The sequence below is a fragment of the Psychrobacter piscatorii genome (assembly GCF_043641605.1).
GTDB classification, from domain to species: Bacteria; Pseudomonadota; Gammaproteobacteria; order Pseudomonadales; family Moraxellaceae; genus Psychrobacter; species Psychrobacter piscatorii_C.
The window spans coordinates 398,608-416,152 of the sequence record NZ_JBHZRK010000001.1; the positions used below are offsets into that span (position 1 = coordinate 398,608).

The 17,545-nt window shown below is 44.1% G+C and carries 12 protein-coding genes; 5 read left to right on the forward strand and 7 right to left on the reverse strand.

Annotated elements, in window-relative coordinates; all coding sequences use genetic code 11:
• Positions 1 to 173: 173 nt before the first annotated feature.
• The 3 genes from purE to ACHUET_RS01755 form a co-directional block, all read right to left on the reverse strand.
• Positions 174 to 725: a 5-(carboxyamino)imidazole ribonucleotide mutase gene (gene purE, locus ACHUET_RS01745; protein WP_394210132.1), complete on the reverse strand. Its 552-nt coding sequence runs from the start codon at positions 723 to 725 to the stop codon at positions 174 to 176.
• Positions 726 to 824: 99 nt separating this feature from the next.
• A complete protein-coding gene (locus ACHUET_RS01750; protein WP_394210134.1) occupies positions 825 to 1,790 on the reverse strand; it encodes a metallophosphoesterase in 966 nt (321 codons plus the stop codon).
• Positions 1,791 to 1,873: 83 nt separating this feature from the next.
• Positions 1,874 to 2,482: a rhomboid family intramembrane serine protease gene (locus ACHUET_RS01755; protein ID WP_394210135.1), complete on the reverse strand. Its 609-nt coding sequence runs from the start codon at positions 2,480 to 2,482 to the stop codon at positions 1,874 to 1,876.
• A gap of 395 nt (positions 2,483 to 2,877) precedes the next feature.
• Here ACHUET_RS01755 and ACHUET_RS01760 point away from each other — a divergent pair, with 395 nt between their 5' ends.
• Entirely contained in the window at positions 2,878 to 4,494 is a 1,617-nt protein-coding gene (locus tag ACHUET_RS01760; RefSeq protein ID WP_394210137.1) for a hypothetical protein, read from the forward strand.
• Between the two features lie 468 nt (positions 4,495 to 4,962).
• Positions 4,963 to 6,555 (forward strand): OmpA family protein, encoded by a 1,593-nt coding sequence (locus ACHUET_RS01765; RefSeq protein ID WP_394210139.1) that lies wholly within the window; start codon positions 4,963 to 4,965, stop codon positions 6,553 to 6,555.
• Between the two features lie 95 nt (positions 6,556 to 6,650).
• On the opposite strand, the gene nagZ is transcribed toward ACHUET_RS01765, so the two are convergent.
• Entirely contained in the window at positions 6,651 to 7,736 is a 1,086-nt protein-coding gene (gene nagZ / locus ACHUET_RS01770) for a beta-N-acetylhexosaminidase (RefSeq protein ID WP_394210141.1), read from the reverse strand.
• 539 nt (positions 7,737 to 8,275) lie between these two features.
• Here nagZ and ACHUET_RS01775 point away from each other — a divergent pair.
• Positions 8,276 to 10,486: a carboxy terminal-processing peptidase gene (locus ACHUET_RS01775; RefSeq protein ID WP_394210338.1), complete on the forward strand. Its 2,211-nt coding sequence runs from the start codon at positions 8,276 to 8,278 to the stop codon at positions 10,484 to 10,486.
• A 499-nt stretch (positions 10,487 to 10,985) separates the two neighbouring features.
• Here ACHUET_RS01775 and ACHUET_RS01780 read toward each other — a convergent pair whose 3' ends face one another.
• A complete protein-coding gene (locus ACHUET_RS01780) occupies positions 10,986 to 11,471 on the reverse strand; it encodes an FKBP-type peptidyl-prolyl cis-trans isomerase (RefSeq protein WP_201598934.1) in 486 nt (161 codons plus the stop codon).
• A 398-nt stretch (positions 11,472 to 11,869) separates the two neighbouring features.
• Here ACHUET_RS01780 and ACHUET_RS01785 point away from each other — a divergent pair, with 398 nt between their 5' ends.
• A complete protein-coding gene (locus ACHUET_RS01785; protein ID WP_394210340.1) occupies positions 11,870 to 13,801 on the forward strand; it encodes a M61 family metallopeptidase in 1,932 nt (643 codons plus the stop codon).
• 166 nt (positions 13,802 to 13,967) lie between these two features.
• On the opposite strand, the gene copM is transcribed toward ACHUET_RS01785, so the two are convergent.
• On the reverse strand, positions 13,968 to 14,819 hold the full coding sequence (copM, locus tag ACHUET_RS01790; protein WP_394210142.1) for a CopM family metallochaperone: 852 nt from the start codon (positions 14,817 to 14,819) through the stop codon (positions 13,968 to 13,970).
• Positions 14,820 to 15,001: 182 nt separating this feature from the next.
• Positions 15,002 to 15,616, reverse strand: coding sequence for a pseudouridine synthase (locus tag ACHUET_RS01795; RefSeq protein ID WP_394210144.1), 615 nt, complete (start codon positions 15,614 to 15,616; stop codon positions 15,002 to 15,004).
• A 618-nt stretch (positions 15,617 to 16,234) separates the two neighbouring features.
• Here ACHUET_RS01795 and icd point away from each other — a divergent pair.
• Positions 16,235 to 17,494 (forward strand): NADP-dependent isocitrate dehydrogenase, encoded by a 1,260-nt coding sequence (gene icd / locus ACHUET_RS01800; RefSeq protein ID WP_394210146.1) that lies wholly within the window; start codon positions 16,235 to 16,237, stop codon positions 17,492 to 17,494.
• Positions 17,495 to 17,545: the final 51 nt, after the last annotated feature.

Sequence of the window (17,545 nt, forward strand, 5' to 3'; positions counted from 1 at the left end):
ATGAGGTCTGTGTTGTATTAAAATTTAAAACGCAATGGGCGAAAATAGGAAAAGGTGCACGATTGGCACCTTATATCTAGTATGACTTACATAAAAATAAAAAGTGATAGCTTTTGTTTTTAGGCGATCAATATGAAAGACCATGCTAAAAAAACTAGTCACTCTATATTTATTTAAGGATTGATAATACCGGGTGTTGGGCTAGCAAGAATGGTCTCAGTTTGAGTCTGACGCATCTCATCCAGCTTAGTAGCAATCGTATCATCATGCAAGGCCAAGACTTGAATTGCAAGTAGGGCAGCGTTATAAGCGCCAGCGGTACCAATTGCCAATGTCCCAACAGCAACCCCTTTCGGCATTTGTACAATAGACAACAGACTGTCCCAACCACTTAGCATAGAGGATTTTACAGGGACGCCAAATACAGGTAGTGGGGTTTGGCTCGCACACATACCAGGTAGATGAGCAGCGCCGCCTGCACCCGCGATAATCACTTGTAGACCGTTGTCTTTTGCACTTTTGGCATAATCAAATAATCTATCAGGCGTACGGTGAGCAGAAACCACTTCACACTCAAATGCAACATCAAAGTCTGCTAGCAATTGTGCCGCGGCACTCATGGTCGCCCAATCAGATTGCGAACCCATGATAATGCCGACTTTTGGTTGACCAGCAGGGGAGGTGATTGGACCGTTCTGGTTAGCCGCAGTATTCGTGGTGCTCATGATTGGATATCCTCAAAAAGACCATCATACAAAAATTTTGCTATAGTCGTAAAGCCAAGTTTGACTTTTAATAATGATATGGTGTTAATGGTATTTATATCACTGGTTTATCTTTGCTTTTTTGTCGTGATAATGCTGCACAAAATGATTGGCTGTCAGTGGTAATGGCTGTTCGGTATCAAGCTGATAGCAAGTCAAGTAGCCACTATTTACCGCTGCCGAATAATCAGTACAGGCGACTTGTGGACTGAGTGGCTCAGGTGTACCGGTGAGCCAATAGTGACCGACAAATACAGGTTTATGTGTTTGTAGCGCAAAGTCGATATTTTCAGCTAATGCATCAGGCGGTATTTGAGCCAATGCGGAGGACGGTGCACGAGCGACCTCACGAAGCGTGCGCTGATTCAACTCATCAAGCCACCAACGCACCCGCACTCGTCTGCGTTCAGTGCCTTCTTTATCCACCATGATGATACCATCAGGCAACCCTGTCTCAACCCCTTTTAATACTCGCTCCAAAGCATCAAAGGCGATGGTATCTTCTTTAGCCGTCGCGATTAGACCTTCAGGAGTCAGGCTGTTATTATCCGTCAGCAGTGGTTTTAGTACGGCCATGCTATCTACATCCCAGCAAGCATGGACGAAACAGGCATAATCTGTCTCAATCCACAGAGGTATCTCATATAAGCGTTGCAACCAGTATTCGTGCTGCTCTGAGCCGAACGGTATCTCCGCTAAGAACGCTTGATGCTGGCGTTTATGTACCGCATTATGTGAGCGCAGATACTGGCTAGAATCCTCAGGATCGAGCGTAGCATAAGCCAAGGCATTATATTCATGATTGCCCATCACCGCATCGGCCACGCCCGCATCTAACATCGCAAAGACAATCTCTAATGTGGCCAGTTGCTGTGACCCACGGTCAATCAAATCGCCAATGAATAATGCCCTGTGACCAGCTGGCGGCACAAAATGCTGACCATTATGCTCGTAGCCTAATTGGTTTAACAAACCAACGAGCTTGTCTGCATAACCATGAATATCACCGATAACATCTATAATCATAATGAATTATTAAATCTCAAACGTAAAAGTAAGCAATTTGCTTAATTGCCCTGATTCAAAGAATTTCTATTTGAGAAAACAGTTTAAAAACCAGGCGACAATAAAGCATTTATAAAATGGGGTAGTACTTTAGGTTCTAAAATAATCGTAGCAATGACGCCAAATGCGCCGCCCCACATATGTGCCATATGATTGATATTTGAGCCACCGCGTTTGTCCGCGTAGATACTATAAAATACATAAGCGACGGCAAACAGTATCGCAGGAATGGGAATAATGGCAAATAAGTAAATTCGCTCCCACGGTGCTAACAAAATAAAGGCAAATAAGACCGCCGATACACCGCCCGATGCCCCAAGACTTAAGTAACTGGCATTGTCTTTATTTTTAAGATAGCTTGGAATCATCGCAACAACAATAGCCAACACATAAAAAACCACAAAACCATAGCCGAACAAAAATGAACGATATAGCCCTTCAATAGCTCGGCCAAAGAAGTACAACGTAAACATGTTGAATAGCAGATGCATGCTGTCAGCATGAATAAAGCCATGCGTGACAAAACGATCCCATTGTCCGTTATTTACGGCGGGTGGATAAAAGATAAGACGGTTGAGCAATTTCTTGTTTTGCCATGCTAATAAGCTGACAATAACAGTAATGATGATAATAAGGGTCGTATGGTTTAACAAAGGAAAATCCTTAGGCCGCGCCTGATAGGTGACAATGCAATAAATGGCAATGCGATAAATGACAATGTTCAAAGCCTAAGCGTTAGGGCTGAGTAAAAACAAATATGACCATTAATTAATATATTGATACTAAGTTCAAGTTGCTCGTAACGTAATAAGTTAATACTAACAGCAGTTATGCTGATACAAATATCTATTATGTGACAAAACGATGCATTTTTATGCTTTTATAGTGAGTAGTGTAGCAGTGTATCATGTGAGATAAGTGAAACCGCTATATAGACGTCGATGCTGCTAAAGAACGCTAGACAGTTTCAGGACAAATAGCCATATATACAACGAACAGTAAGTGCTTAATTTTTGCGGATTTAAAAAGTCGAGAGAGGCAGTGATCCATGAGTATTATCGATCAATTAGAACAGACCGTCACCCCCGCGATATTGGGTGAGCATAATCGTAGTGATAGCGTGGCTTATATCAGCTTGCTTGAGCAGTTTTATGCCATTTTAGCCACGCGCTTAGCGGTGCCACAGGTCTACTCGCAACTACTTCGTAACGATCAGGTGATGGCTAATGACAGTATTGCCGAGCGGCCTTTATTTGAGCAGCTATGGCAAGACCAAATACTACAAAAAACGATTATCCATGAGCTGTCAGCCGCGCATCATATTGATGAGTCGATCACTGCTCAATTGCTAATTAATGCAGCATCCTTAGCCTATCGAGAACTCAAGGTTTTGGCCAATGGACAGTTTTTGCCAGCATTCTTGCAAGGAGAGCAGTCGACGCTGCGCCCATATTTACCTACATGGTCAGCGTCCGTTATCACTGCTACTCAAGGCGTTGGACACGAATCAACGTCAAAATTTGTCGCAGATAATGGTATCGTGCCATTGAGTGATACCGTACCAAATAAACTTAATGAGCCTGATCTAAGCACCAGCGCAATCGCTGCAACGACAGCCGCTTATGTGGAAAACGCTAATATAAGCGCTACTGACGGATTAAATGACGATGAGCATTTTGGTGACAGTAATGACGCTATCCATGCCAGTCCAGCAGCTCATCACTTGGCAGAAAATAGCAACATCAAGCGAGAGCACGTGCGCACTCGCAATCAGCGAAACGACCTCCTGATACGGGTGTTTTTATTAATAGTAGCACTTGCTGCGATGGCACTGGCTGCTTGGGCATTATTAATAAAACCCAAAAGTGACCTACCAGTAGAACCTGTTGCTGTCGCGCCTGTGGTCACTCCAGCTCCGCCACCAGCACCAACGATGACGCCCATCGAGTTCATCGTTGGTGTAGATGATAGTGGCAACCTCTATACTTGTAGCGCGACGGTCGGTGATGCAGCGCTACAAAGCTTGTTACAACAGGCACTTAATACGAGCTTTGGTGAGCAGGCGAGTATATGTGAATTAACCGTTCAGGATGGAGTAGCAACCACTATCGCAAATATGCCTGCGGAGATATTGCCCAATGTCCTGACTATGCTCAGATCAACACCGTTCGCCCGTCTACACTTACAAAACGATCGTCTGACAGTAGAGGCGCCGGATGACATGCTACTACAACAATTGGTCACAAACGTACGTAGTTTAGCACCAACCATGGCAGTCGATAGTACTGCGCCATTGCCACTGCCTAACAACAGTAATGGTGATACGACATATGGTATGGCAGGCACTAATGGCGTAAACAATCAACTCGGCGATGGAACAGGCGCTAATAACCAATATAGCAATGACGGTATGAGCAATGGTACTGGAGAATATCAAGCGGCTGACGATGAGACAGGTGATCGCGTGATACCCGCGCCACTACCTAATAATAATGGTGGATTCAATAATAATTCCAACAACGTACCTGCCAATGTTCCAAGTAATATTCCTAGCAACGTACCTTCTAGTAATAGAACGAGCAGGCCTTCAGGCCCTATTTCTGAATCAGAAGTAGATGACATGGCGAGCAGTGTCATCGTTGCCGAACCAGCACAAGTCAGGTAGTGAGTCGTATAAAGTACATTCAAATGGACTCAGTTCGAATGTACTTTCAGAACTTTTAGAAATAGTTCAAAAGTTAAGCAAGGGAGCGGTATGAATTTGTCATACCGCTTTTTTGATTTTAACCGGTCTTAGCTTACGTATTTGATATCTGAGCATCAAAACTGGTGCGACTTCACCAAAGAAGCAAATTTGTGAAGCTGAGTATCAAATTTTATTAGCTGGTACTCAAATGCCTGTTGAGTTATGGGTGTATAGTTACGCGTGCCAACTGAAACATTACTTAACGTATCATTTGCACAACAACGTATCGACTGTGAAAACACCTTTAACAATTCTATAATATCCAAAACCAATCATAGTGGTCTGATAAATCTGACTTGATAGAGTAAACAGCCGCCACGTTATTAGATGATTTTGTGCTTTGAATAATCGAACAATATAAATAAAAATTAAGGGGAGAGTTGTATTATGGATATTATCAGTCATTTGACACGCACAGTCAGCCCAGCCGTATTAGCAGACGATCATAGTCCTGCTAAGCAAAACTTACTTGAGCAATTTTATGCAATTTTTGCTGCTCGCCTCGCGAATAATGATACCTATAGCCGTTTTGCTAATGAAAATATCGCTCGTGATGATAGCGCTTTTTATGATCGTGTGTGGACAGAAGGGGCTCACCGTGACCAAATCTCTCGTGAGCTCGCTAATGAACATGGTGTCGATGAGACAGCCTCTCGGGGTCTGATTGCTATGGCAGCGCCGCTGGCTTTTCATGAAATCAAAAGCTTGGCTGGGACCACCCCTGTACCGCAATTTCTCAATGACAATCTCAACAGTTATCAGCATCATATCCCTGCATGGGCGGCAGCGGTCTTACCTGCAAGTGCCATTGCAGCCACTCCTGCTGCGGCACCTATATCCGATACGGTCAGTACCGCACCACTACAGAAAGAAGAAGAGCCACAAGGCAGCTTTATGAAAGCCCTATTACCGATTATCGGTTTGATTATTTTGGGTGCATTGGCTTGGGCCTTGTTAAGAGGCTGTCAAGAGAACCCTGAGCCTGTTGCTACGCCGATGGCTACCGCGCAGCAAGACGAGCAAGGTAATGAGCAAGCATTAGTAGCAACTGACATCGAGCCTGCCTCACTCCGTATCGCCACTGGCGAAAATGGTGAGCTATACGCTTGCCGCATGAGCGTAGGCAACGAGACGCTACAGACCAATGTGATGAATGCACTAACTGGCGCATTCGGCGATGAAGCCAATAAGTGCCGCGCTGATGTCGATGAGAATTTTGCCATAGATATGCCAGCCGCTGCACAGCTTACTACGATATTGCCTATCGTCAAAAATGCACCAAATGCTAGCATGGTGATTAAAGGCGATACCATCACGGTCAATGCACCTGATGATGCGGCATTGGCCCAATTGGTGACTGATCTACAAGCTGCTGCGCCTGCGATGATGGTAGAAGCTGAAGGTCCATTAGATCTGCAAGGTGAGATTGATGAAAGTGTGGCTGCTGCAGATGCCGCCATGACCAATCTCGGTGACAATCCAGACCCACGTGATGTCGCGCGTGCTCTGAGCCTTCAAGTTATCAACTTCCAAGTGGATGAAGCCGTCATCCCTGATGTCAATAAAGCCATTCTTGATCGTGCTGCAAAAATCATCAACGAAGTGCCTGACATGAACCTGATGATTATCGGTCATACAGATAGTCAAGCATCGGATGCTTATAACATGGAGTTGTCTCGTGAGCGTGCTGAGTCAGTAAAAGAGTATCTGGTGGCTCAAGGTGTCGATGCGAGCAAACTTAGTACGAAAGGTATGGGTGAGACAGATCCGATCGCCGATAACTCAACTGAGCAGGGGCGTTTCCGCAACCGTCGGATTGAGTTTATGGTCAATGACAAAATGGTCGATCCAAATGATGGCATGATCATCAACAGCGACTCGCTTGATCCAGACTTGAATCCGCTAGACAGCAATAATGATGATTTGTTACCTGATGGTGATGATGCGACTCAAGGTACTGCAGTAGATCCAACGAATTAATCAAAAAGTATCTAACTTAGCAGCAGTCAAGTCTAAAAAACCGCACCTTAATGATGCGGTTTTTTATTTGCCAAATTTTTTATATGAATACAAAGCTACTTATAATTAGTAGGGTCTTTTAAGTCATTGGCAGGTGCAGCGGCTTGTGTATCAGACTCAACGTTAAAAAAGGTCTGAGTGACATTGTTCTTTGCTTGTTGCCAATAATCAAACTGCTGGCAAGTAGACTCAAGATCACCTTGCCACTTTGGTATATTGCCGCACATGGTTTTGATACGCTTTTGGTTAGGATAGGGCAGTTCTTGCGCTGCTGCTGCCGCTTCATGAGCGGCAACACGATCATTACACACCAGTGCAATATCGCAACCAGCTTCAATGGCAGCTTTTACGCGAGCGCTGACATCGCCAGCAGCTTGTGCCCCTGCCATCGATAAATCATCAGAAAAAAGCACACCATTGAACGCTAGTTGATCACGAATGATATCTTTTAGCCAAATTTTAGAAAATCCTGCAGGCTTGTTATCTACTTGCGAAAAAATCACATGCGCTGGCATTAGAGCATCAAGCAGTGACAGCGTTTGCGCAAAAGGTTGCATGTCACTATTGATGATCTCGTCCAAGCTACGTGTATCGATGGCCTCTGATACATGAGAGTCAGGAGCGATAGCACCATGACCAGGGAAGTGCTTACCAGTGGTAGCCATACCAGCCGCTTTCATGCCGCGCATAAACTGCGTGGCTAGGGCAACGATCGCTTGTGGCTCCTGATGAAAGCTACGGTCACCGATAACTTGGCTGATACCATCTCTATCCAGCACGGGCGCAAAGCTCAAATCAATACCTACTGCCATCACTTCGGCTGCCATCAGATAGCCACAGTCATATGCGCAGCTGAGCGCACGACTTGGGTCGTGATTGAATAACTCACCAAGCCTACCCATAGCAGGTAGCAGTGTAAACCCTTCACGCAGCCGTGCGACTCGTCCGCCTTCTTGATCGACACCGATAAGTATATCCTGATTGTGATACCGGATATCGTCACACAATGCGCGTACTTGGGCAGCATTGGCGACGTTACGTCCAAACAGTATGACCCCACCAATTTGTGCTTGTTTGATCAAGCTGACGTCTTCTGCGGTCAGTGCGGTATTATCGATATCAATCATTAAAACGCCGTACATTGTGTCATCCTTATTTTTTTGTGTATTGTTATATTATGGGGTTGACCGATCATCGATGTCCAATCGCTTAGCAGTCATTACTCATGCACTTTATTATGACAGCTATTATCAATTGAGCCTAATGTGGCAGATTATTGGGACCAAATCAATTTGTGGATAGTCGGCGAATTAATGCTGATAGCCTTCAATCGCTATGTGTGGTAAAAGTGATAGAAAGTTTGGTATGTGCAGGCGTTGCGTGTAAGATTGCTTATACAGTTTGAGACAGTTCAGTATTTATGCACATGATAATATTGATTTTTGACTATATATCAGGATTCGATAATAAGCGTCAGAATCTGTATTCAGAATCTATATATATAAAGGCGACGGAATAATAAAGCTATAGTGTTGTAAGCTCATAGCAATGAGCAGGCTCACGCAGGGTAAGACAGACATTTAGCAAAACAGACGACAGTCATGGGCAATAACACATTCAGCAGTTTTTAATTTTTATAACATAAATAATATCACTAACTTCAAATAACTAGGTACATATGATGAAAAAACAACCAGCACAGTGGTTACTCAGTGCAGCGTCAGTGGGCATCGCCGGTATTATCCTGACACAAAGCTATGGCACTGCCGTAGCAGAAACCAATACGGGAAGTTTTGTTCAGACACCTGAGCAAAAGGTCACTACTCGCCAAGTTGCCGCTTTGCTGGATCGCAGTCATTACCTTAATCAGCCATTAGATAGTAAAACCGGTAGCGAAATCTTATCAATGTATATTGATAGTCTTGATCCAAATCATACTTTATTTTTGCAGTCGGATGTCGATGAGCTGAAGAAAAAGCATGCTGATGATTTTGGCGCTCGACTCAAGCAAGGCGACCTATCCGCAGGGGTAGAGGTCTTTGATCGTTATCGCAAACGCTCAAACGAATATTTTGCCATGGCAACCAAGATGCTCAAGAAAGATATTGATTTGACCGGTGACGACACCATCATTCTTGATCGCGAAAAGCTCGGCCATTTCAAAACTAAAAAAGAGCAGCGTGACTATTGGGAACGTCAGCTAAAGTTTCAGCTGATGAGTATCACGCTGGGACAAGAAGACGAAAAAGCCAAAGAAAAAGTATTTTTAAGCAATCCAGATATTACTCGTGGACAAGACTTAGTACGCAACGATGAACGTACGCCAAATGAGATTTTGCAAAATCGTTTGTCGCGTCAGCAAGAGCAGTTTAAGCGTCTCAAAGATGATGAAATCATGGAGACTATCCTAAACACGGCAATGCTGACCTATGATCCGCACAGTAACTACTATGCGCCGATTCAAGCAACTGAACTACAGATTCAATCTAGTCTACAATTAGAAGGCATCGGTGTTTCTATCCGTCCTGATCGTAAAAACCCAGATTACACCCGCATTGTGACCTTAGTCGATGGTGGCCCTGCTGCCAAATCTGGTCAAATCAAGCCCAATGATTTGATCGTTGGTATCGCAAAAGATGGCGAAACCATGACAGATGTGGTTGGCTGGTCGACGCGTGAGATTGTCGGCTTGATTCGTGGTAAGCGCGGTACGTCGGTAACGCTCAAGCTGCGTCAACCCAATACGCCAGATGCCAGTGCCCGTACGGTCACCGTCGTGCGTGATATTATCCAGCAAGAAGAGTCAGGTGTGACTCAGCGCGTGGTAGAGGTTCAACGTCCTAATATCGACAAAACACCAAAACGTATTGGCGTACTTGAGATACCGAGCTTTTATCTGAACTATCGTGCTCGCCGTAATGGTGAGGACTACCGTAGCGTTAGTATCGATACCGAAAAAGCATTAAAGGAGTTGAACAAAGAAAATATCGATGGTCTGGTTGTCGACTTACGTAATAACCCTGGTGGCTCATTAGATGAAGTTGCCAAGATGCTAGGCTTATTTATCAAGAGCGGACCACTGGTACAAATTCGTGATAATCGCGGCAATATTCAAGTGTACCGTGATGACGATGGTGGCGAGCAGCTTTATGATGGCAAGATGGTGGTTATTACCAACCTAGCATCGGCCTCAGCCAGCGAAATCTTTGCCGCGGCTATTCAAGATTATGGTCGTGGATTGGTGGTTGGTAGTACGACCACAGGTAAAGGCTCTGCGCAGATTCAGCTCGATAGCTTGGCGCTAGGTTCTGCGACCTTGACTCAGCGTAAATTCTATCGTATCACAGGTGGTAGTACGCAGAATAAAGGCGTGGTACCTGATGTTGAATTGGTCAATATCTATGATGATGCGACCTTTGGCGAACGCGCGCAGAAAAAAGCCCTGCCTTGGGATACCATCAGAACGGCGCCTTATAAGCCTGAAGGGAAGTTCACTAGCGATACACTAGCGACGCTCAATCAGCAGTCTAAGATTCGCCAAGAAAAGAACCCACAGTTTACTTACCTGTCGACGCTCAACGACATTCGTAATATGGATGATGAGAAAAAACCAGTTCGTTTAGATATTAACAGCCGCCGCGCCAAAATGCAGCTGATTGAAAAGCGTTCGTTAGAAGCCGAAAACAGACGTCTGATCGCTACTGGTGAACGCCCTTATTCTAATTGGAATACGTATCAGGCCGCGATGGATGCAAAGTTTGAAGAGCGTAGCCGTATGAAAGCTGCTGAGCGTCCAGAGTTGCCCGAAGATGAAGCGTTTATTAACGAAGCCGCTTATCTGATGCTGAGTGCAGAACCCAAGAAGTTGCTCAGCCCTGAAGAAAAGTTATAGATTCTCAAGTACCCACTATGTCCATGTAAGCATATGCTTACATGGATTGACGCTTGAACCACTTACCAATCATAGGTCAATCTGCGACTATAACTGTACGGCACGATTGAACGAAACGGTTCATTGATACTAGGGATTGGTATCTTAAAGGTCGCATCAGGGATAAGTGGTTTGCTGATTAGGGATGATAAGGCTGGATGCCTGTCAGTTATGAGATACCCCGGGATTAGGTATCACGTAACGCTAACATGGATGGTTGGTAATAAAAGCCGCATGACGCTTGTCGTTATGCGGCTTTGTTATGTCTGGAATTTGGTAATATATTTTATTGGATGTTTATAAGTAATCTATAAATTGCCTTCTTTATATTGATCTAACGTATGATTTACTATAAAAATTCCATAAAAAAAGGCCAGTAGACATTGCCACTGGCCTTTTAGATTAGATAATAAATTTAAAAACTTATCGTCTAATCGTTTTCACTATACTCTAGAAGAGATTAGTGCTCAACGCCACCTGCGCCATGTACATGGCCGTGGTTTAGTTCGTCTTCAGTTGCTGCACGTACTTCTTGGATTTCAACGTCAAATGTCAAACGCTTACCAGCCAATGGATGGTTTGCATCAACGGTTACTTCTTGATCGTTTACGTCAGTTACAGTAACTAGCATAACTTGGCCACCAGCTTCTGACTGGAACTGCATACCAGGCTGGATGTCATCAACGCCTTGGAAGTTTTCGCGTGGTACGTGCTGTACCGCTTGCTCTTGGTACTCGCCATAGCCATCAGCAGGTTCAACCACTGCGTTGACTTTTTCGCCAGCAGATTTACCTTCTAGTTGTGATTCTAGGCCTGGGATAATGTTGCTGTGACCATGTAGATAAGCAAGTGGCTGACCTTCTGGAGACTGGTCAAGGATATTGCCTTCGTCGTCTTTTAATGTGTAATTGAATTTGACGGCAGTGTCTTTTGCGATAGTAGTCATAAAATATCCTAAATATATCTATGTAAAAAATTAAATACGGTTGCAATAAACCTAAAAAAGCCAATCAGCAAGCCAAATAGCCACAGTATTAGTCAATTCTCATCAGTTTATTAAAGTAACTTTAGCAGTTAGCATCTTTAATTGAGATGGCGTATATAAGTTTCAAGGCAAAAAACATAAAAAATGCCAATTAATGCCACAATTTACAATAATAACTGCTATTTTCTATAGTTAATCGATAACTACTGGCCACTTAGGGTTTGGGAGTTGCGTTTTTTGGGAAGGACTCCTAACATAACAATAAAATAAGGACGAGAGATACTATGACTGCATTTGCCGATAATACTAATAACCAGCTAACGAGCGACGATTCAATCAGCCATGATAATATCAATAATATGGCTAATATCAGCTATCAATTCGATTTCGCCCGTTTTTCTGAGCATTTGGTTGATGTGTCACTGTCTTTTACGGCAACAGCTGATGCTCCTCAGCTCTGGCTACCAGCATGGATACCAGGCAGTTATCTGATGCGTGAGTTTGCTCGTAACATCACTGCTGTGCATTATCGAATAACAGATCGCCAAATAACAGATAACGACAGTCAGTTTGAGATGTATCGCGCACAAAAAATAGATAAACATACGTGGCAGTTGCCAACTGTCACTGCAGGGCAGAGGGTGGGTGTTGAGTACGAAGTCTACTGTTACGACCTATCGGTACGTACGGCGTATGTCGATCAGCAGCGTCTATACGGTAATTTCACCTCACTTGCACTCGCGGTCGATGGGCAAGAGCAGATTCCAGTACAAGTCAGCTTGATTGTTCCGGAGTCGTTTTTGTTAGATAAAGAAGAGAGTGATGTGCTGTTGGCATGTGGTTTGGCATCTACGCATCTGTGTGTTGATGGTCAGAGCGAAGACAAACGGCACTGTTATCAATTACGGGCAGATAATTATCATGAGCTGATTGATTATCCTTTTGAGATTGCAGCACAGAATAAATTTGATTTTATTATTCATGACAGTCAGCATCAGACGCTTCATCACAGTTTTTATCTCTCAGGCAAGCATAGCGCCAACATGGGTAGACTACAGCAAGACGTCACTCAGATTTGCCAGACCTATCTAGATTGGTTGGGAGATGCACCATTCAATGATTACACCTTTATGACGTTTGCCAGTGGTCAGGACTATGGTGGGCTGGAGCATATCAATTCCACTAGTCTGATTACCCCGCGCCGTGACTTACCAAATGCTGATGAGCCAAAAATACCAAGTACTGATTATCAGCGGTTTTTGGGCTTGTGCAGTCATGAGTATTTTCACTCGTGGTGGGTTAAAACCGTGCGTCCCGATGTCATGATTGATGTTGATTTACGCCGTGAAGCGTTCACGCCGATGCTTTGGGTATTTGAAGGATTTACATCTTATATCGATGATTTTATGCTGCAAGCATCTGGCGTGATCGATAAGTCGAACTATCTCAGGTTATTAGCGGAACAAATCAATCGCTATTATCAAACGCCTGGACGCGATAACCAAAGTGTCGCAGAGTCGAGTTTTGATGCTTGGATTAAGCTATATCGCAGCGATGAAAACACCGGTAATGCGGGTATTAGCTATTACAATAAAGGCGCATTGGTGGCGCTGTGTCTGGATTTGATATTATCAAAAAATACCAACAATCGCTATCGCTTGTTTGATGTGGTCAAAGCGTTCTATACCCAAGCAAAGCAAAATAATAATAAACGCATCGGCATCAATAGTGCGGATATGGGTGACGTGATTGGACAATTTATGCCGATAGCGGAATGGGAAGATTTTGAACGCCGTTACGTCAACGGCGTAGAGGAGCTGCCGATTGAGGCGCTGCTACTCGCAAACGGTGTCAAAATGCAGGTCAATACTAAAGAGACTGCGGATAAGCATGTCCCATGGGGTATGCGCTGCAATGAGACACCCGCTGGACTCAAAATCAATCGCGTGAACCGCAGTAGCGTTGCTGCCAAAGCAGGTATCTCAGCCCATGACGTTATTATCGCGATTGATGGCATCAAGGCGGATAGTAAGCAGCTAGCATCGCTGAGTAATGCAGAGCATCCCGTTGAGTGTCATTTGTTTCGTCGCGATGAGTTGATGTGTGTGCAAGTGCAACCTAGTAAGCTGCAACAGCAAGATAGTGAGGAAGTTATTGAAAAAGCATTCCCTCATAAAGTCAGCCTACACATAGTAAAAGGCGATAAAGCGCTAGAGGACAATGGTGATAAAACGCAAGGAGAGGCAAATTGGGAGATATGGCTTAATGTCATGAAGCGTCAGCCAGAATAGCGGCAGTGGGTTGTACAGGCAAACAAAGTAAAACCCCTTGATAAGTAAACATGTTTATCAAGGGGTTCAAATCATAGCTGATAGGCTTTTTGATGTTCTCAATCAATATTTAGCAGAAAATAATCATATAAATAGCCGATTTTGTATTTTTACACTGAGTTGATTACTACTGCTCTTTGGCTTTGTTATCAGGGTCCTCACTGGCAGACTTCTCGTTTGCAATAGTGTCGCCGTTAGGCTCGACAACCTCAGCATTATCGTTTTCAGCATCGCTCGTCGCTTCAAGCGCGGCAATCCAGTTTTGCATGAGCTCAATCTCTACTTGCTGAGTATCGATGATATGCTGTGCCAGTTGACGCATTTCTTCATCAGTACCATATTCGAGCTCGATTTTTGCCATATCTACGGCGCCAATATGGTGTGGTAGCATGCCACGTGCAAATGCCATATCTGGCATAGGATCAGCAATACCCAATGTCATCTCGCCATGCATGCTTTCCATGCCCTTAGCGTAGGCCTGTTGCATAGCAGCGGTATTGGGCTTAGGTTTGGCTGCGTCAGGATGGCTAGCAAGCCATTTGTTTAGGATATCAATCTCAGCTTGCTGCGCCGTAATGATATCTTGAGCAAGCTGGCGCATGGCGTCATCTGTACCGTACTTTAGCTGAATTTTCGCCATATCTATCGCGCCGCGATGATGCCCAAGCATGCCTTTGGCAAACGCGGTATCAGGATCATTGTAGGCCATACCGATCATCATCTCGTCATGCATACTGGTCATGGACTTTGTGTAGTCTTTGAGCATATCCGTCATCTGAGCGTCATCTGTGACGTTTTCGCTATCTACCGATATATCGTGGCTCATATGCTCATGCTCAGCATGAGTCATGTCAGTCATTGGCGGGGTGGCTTCTTCTACAGGCGCTGATTGACTATCTGCTGCTGGCTGACACGCACTTAATAGCAGTGCAGCAGAAATGCTGGTGGCCAACAGAACAAAACGACGAGAAGCAATCATGATATATCCCTACTATAAGAAGACCAAATGATAAATAAATGAGGTCTATTTTACATAACTAATGACGTGCTGAATCTTAACAGATAAACCTTACCCATTCGAGACGCTATGTTTAACAAGACGTAATATATTTACTTTAAATGAAAATATATGTCGGTAGCTAAGCGTTTAGACGTGACAAACTAATAGCTAATACCCAATTGCTGATAGTGATCACTAGTTAAGTGAATACGCACAAACTCGCCAACTGCTATGTCACCCAATTCAAACCCTGCCACCGACCAGCGTATCAAACGTAGGCAGGGCAACCCAACATGCGCGGTCATACGTCTCACTTGACGATTTTTGCCTTCATAAATTGTCAGCATCAACCATGAGTCCGGTACGCTTTTACGCTCACGTATCGGCGGATGACGTTGCCAGAGCGTCATGGGTAGCTCATCTTCACTCACGTGCTTGACTTCAGCAGGCAGAGTTTTACCATCTTTGAGAGTCACGCCACGTCTAAGTTGATTGAGTTGCTCAGCAGTAGGAATGCCTTCAACCTGTACCAAATAAGTCTTACCTTGCTTACGTCCAGCATTGGCTTTTGGCGGATGAGTAATCGCTTTATTGACTCGGCCATCATCGGTCAAAATAAGTAGCCCTTCGGACGTTGCATCAAGCCTACCAGCAACTCGCAAAGACTTATCAGTAAAGTACTGCGATAGAGTGGCGTGGTCATTGTTGCTATCGTCTCTGAACTGACTTTGCACCCCATAAGGCTTATTGAACAAGACGAGACTAGGAGTCGGCATAAAGTGATATTTCCTGAAGGTAAATGAGTGATTAGCAGTCTTGGCGCATGTTTGATCAAGCAAAGTCAGTACTAAAAAATTAGAAAAGAGGTATCGTGTTTGAAGTACGCTGTGCGATGTATTTTGCTACAAAAGTAGGACAGCAGCCGCGCAAATTTACTGCTACTCTAAATCCATATTTTTGTAGGGGTATTTATATCTTTGATAGTAATCAACCTATTATCTGCAAGATAAGATAAGTGTCTAACCCTTTATTTTACTACTATCGCTAAGAAAACATATTATAACCCTTCAAAGATTATAGTGTTATAGATGCTGTATTTTATTAATAATATATAAAATGTATATGTGATATTTCTTATTAATTTAGCCAATAACACTGAATTTAATAATGAGCAGTTTCTATACACAGTTTTAGTTTATATTTGCATCAATTCGTACATGTTTAATTTGAAGCTGTTTTTTAGCATCGTTCAATTCAATGCCGCGAGTGTCCCACACATCAGACTTTGTTTAGCTAATAAGCGTCTAAAACGCGACCATTATAATAGAAAAGCTAGCATAACAAAGTGTTCGGTTCGCTTGCGACGTATAACTTACCACTAAGGAGTTTTATCCATGTCATATGATAAGGTCATCGTACCAAGAGACGGCGAAAAAGTAACCGTGAATGCTGATTTGTCGCTAAATGTGCCCAATCATCCGATTATCCCGTTTATTGAAGGTGACGGTATTGGGGTGGATATCACACCTGTTATGATAAAGGTGGTCGATGCGGCGGTCGATAAAGCCTACCACGGCAAAAAATCAATCATCTGGATGGAAGCTTACTTGGGCGAAAAAGCAGCCAAAATATATGACGGTGAATATTTACCAAGTGAGACATTAGAGATTTTAAAAGACTACGTCATCAGTATCAAGGGACCGTTGACCACGCCAGTGGGTGGTGGCTTTAGTTCGTTGAATGTGGCTGTACGTCAAAATCTTGATTTGTATGTCTGTCAGCGGCCAGTACGCTGGTTTAAAGGCGTACCAAGCCCAGTACAGCATCCTGAGCTGACCAATATGGTGATCTTCCGTGAAAACACAGAAGATATCTACACAGGTATCGAGTGGAAGGCGGGCAGTGATGATGCCAAAAAAGTCATCAATTTCTTAAGAGAGGAGATGGGTGTGACCAGCATTCGCTTCCCTGAAGACTGCGGCATCGGTATCAAGCCTGTCTCAAAAGAAGGCTCGCAGCGCCTAGTACGTAAAGCCATTCAGCATGCTATCGATAATGACTTGCCAAACGTGACCCTCGTGCATAAAGGCAATATCATGAAATTTACGGAAGGCGCATTTAAAGATTGGGGATACGAGCTGGCAGCAGAGCGTTTTGATGCTGAGCCATTGGATGGTGGTCCATGGATGACGATGAAAAATCCTAAAACGGGTAATGATATCATCATCAAAGATGTGATCGCTGATGCGTTCTTGCAACAGATTCTGATGCGTCCGGCAGATTACTCCGTAGTGGCAACACTCAACCTAAACGGTGACTATATCTCTGACGCGCTAGCGGCGGAAGTAGGCGGTATCGGTATCGCCCCAGGTGCTAACAAAGGCGGCGCAATCGCTGTCTATGAAGCGACGCACGGTACTGCGCCTAAGTATGCTGGTCAGAATAAAGTAAACCCAGGCTCATTGATATTGTCTGCGGAGATGATGCTGCGTGATATGGGTTGGTGTGAGGCGGCGGATCTCGTCATCAATGGTATCCAAGGCGCGATCGCCAATAAGACGGTTACTTATGACTTTGAGCGTTTGATGCCAGATGCTATCTTGCTCAGTACTTCTGAGTTTGGTAAAGCCATTATCAAGCATATGGATGCGTAATCGTATCAGTACCTAAAACGTTAAACTCTATTAGATTTATTCAAGGCCACT

Coding starts and splice junctions, on each gene's coding strand:
- ACHUET_RS01775 (WP_394210338.1), top strand. CDS start 8,276: ATGAAAAAACAACCAGCACAGTGGTTACTCAGTGCAGCGTCAGTGGGC.
- ACHUET_RS01780 (WP_201598934.1), bottom strand. CDS start 11,471: ATGACTACTATCGCAAAAGACACTGCCGTCAAATTCAATTACACATTA.
- purE (WP_394210132.1), bottom strand. CDS start 725: ATGAGCACCACGAATACTGCGGCTAACCAGAACGGTCCAATCACCTCC.
- icd (WP_394210146.1), top strand. CDS start 16,235: ATGTCATATGATAAGGTCATCGTACCAAGAGACGGCGAAAAAGTAACC.
- ACHUET_RS01785 (WP_394210340.1), top strand. CDS start 11,870: ATGGCTAATATCAGCTATCAATTCGATTTCGCCCGTTTTTCTGAGCAT.
- ACHUET_RS01760 (WP_394210137.1), top strand. CDS start 2,878: ATGAGTATTATCGATCAATTAGAACAGACCGTCACCCCCGCGATATTG.
- nagZ (WP_394210141.1), bottom strand. CDS start 7,736: ATGTACGGCGTTTTAATGATTGATATCGATAATACCGCACTGACCGCA.
- ACHUET_RS01795 (WP_394210144.1), bottom strand. CDS start 15,616: ATGCCGACTCCTAGTCTCGTCTTGTTCAATAAGCCTTATGGGGTGCAA.
- ACHUET_RS01750 (WP_394210134.1), bottom strand. CDS start 1,790: ATGATTATAGATGTTATCGGTGATATTCATGGTTATGCAGACAAGCTC.
- ACHUET_RS01765 (WP_394210139.1), top strand. CDS start 4,963: ATGGATATTATCAGTCATTTGACACGCACAGTCAGCCCAGCCGTATTA.
- copM (WP_394210142.1), bottom strand. CDS start 14,819: ATGATTGCTTCTCGTCGTTTTGTTCTGTTGGCCACCAGCATTTCTGCT.